The sequence below is a fragment of the Geobacter hydrogenophilus genome (genome assembly GCF_018501225.1).
GTDB classification, from domain to species: domain Bacteria; phylum Desulfobacterota; class Desulfuromonadia; order Geobacterales; family Geobacteraceae; genus Geobacter; species Geobacter hydrogenophilus.
Window position 1 is genome coordinate 1 of record NZ_JAHCZI010000046.1, and the last position, 237, is coordinate 237.

The following is a 237-nucleotide window of genomic DNA, read 5'->3' on the forward strand; positions in this document are numbered from 1 at the left end:
TGGCAGTTCCAGCAGAACGACATGGAGTTGTTTCTCATTGACTGGAAGGTGCCGGTGGTTACCCCCGCCACGGTGTAAGGCCATGCCTTGTTGGTCCCCTTCAGGGACCAGGTGATTCCCGCTCCCTGAATACCGGTATCGACAAAGTCGTGGCAGTCGCCGCAGGTCATCAGCTGGTTACCCACGTTCGTCCACGGGGCCTTCATTTCACTTGTTGTCAGTGCCCGCGGGGCGAGG

Annotated in this window: 1 pseudogene; it reads right to left on the reverse strand. The window is 59.1% G+C overall.

Features of this window, described 5'->3' with window-relative positions:
* Window positions 1-185 (reverse strand): annotated as a pseudogene (locus tag KI811_RS18465) (cytochrome C); the annotation flags it as partial.
* Between the last annotated feature and the right edge of the window lie 52 nt (window positions 186-237).